Genomic DNA, 1,248 nt, shown 5'->3' on the forward strand with positions numbered 1-1,248 from the left:
CCGTACAACAGGCCGAGCAGGGCACCGAGGCCGGACAGGAAGTACACGATCACCAGCGGACTGTTGTAGAGGTTCCACGGCAGGATCAGCACGGCGATGGTCGCATCGGCCTGGGTGTACATCCAAGTGGCGAGGGCGGCGACGGTCAGCAGAATCACCGGGCCGGCAAATGCCTCGTAGCGCCGCACCATCTCCATGCCATAGGCGAGGATCGCCAGTTGCACGAACCAGATCGCGACGAAACACACCCAGCCCAGAGTCGACAGGCCGAGGATCGAGTTGTGGTCGTAGTCAGCGAACCCGGGATGGACCGCCGTCAACAACACGCGGAAGACCACGGACGCAAGGTACGTCTGAATACCGAACCAGGCGATGGCGATAACGGCGCGGATCAATGCAGGAATCTGCGCACCGTGAATGCCGAAACTGATCCGGCTGATGACCGGAAACGGCACCCCGGTTTTCTGGCCCATGTAGCCAGACAGGTTCATGAAGAAGTAAACCAGCGCCGCGCCGATCCCCAGGGACAGGAGAATCTGCCAGCCACCCAGACCCAAAGCGTACAGACCGATGGCAAACGAGTAGTTGGCAATGTTGTGCACGTCGTTGGTCCACAGGGCAAAGATGCTGTAGCGCCCCCAGCGTCTCCCTTCGGCTTTGGTCGGCGCCAGGTCCTTGTTATGCAGTCGGGGACTGAGCACCACAGGGGTGTGATGCGCCTGATTGTCGGCGGTGTGGGTGGAATGGGAGGAGGGTAGATCCAGCGCGATGTTGTTATTGGAGAGACTGGTACGCATTCCGGCAGGCTCCTGATGCTCGACGCCGCGATGACTGTGCATGAGCGTTGGCTCGACAAATCTTCGTCGCGGGTGGCGAATATCATTGGTTACTGGGCATCTGCAGCCTGTACGGGATAGGGCGCTTCAGGCTTGCGGATCTAAAGTGTGTGTATGTTTTGGATTTGTTGTATACAAAATATGTATGCACTTAAGCCAGATCCATGCCTGTCGCGATTCTATAAAAATCAGTGCTCATTTCGTTTTGTTATCGAAAACGAATAACTCACTGAAAAACACAACATTTAAATTGACCGATTGAACAGGTATTTATTTTTGGAGAGGGGGATGCAGGCGAGGTGGTGGGAAAGGAGATGTAACTTTTTGGGGCGCTGAAACTAAAAGTGCACACACAAAGGGCACCGATGGTGACATTCGTGTGTACACATTTTTTGTGAGCAGACACATAACC

1 protein-coding gene is annotated in these 1,248 nt (G+C 55.2%); it reads right to left on the minus strand.

What is annotated here, in order from left to right; all coding sequences use genetic code 11:
• On the minus strand, positions 1 to 797 hold a 797-nt coding region (locus tag ACXRVY_RS29935; RefSeq protein ID WP_458239063.1), incomplete at its 3' end, for a cytosine permease.
• Positions 798 to 1,248 lie beyond the last annotated feature (451 nt).

Source organism: Pseudomonas sp. P5_A2_2 (assembly GCF_054177685.1).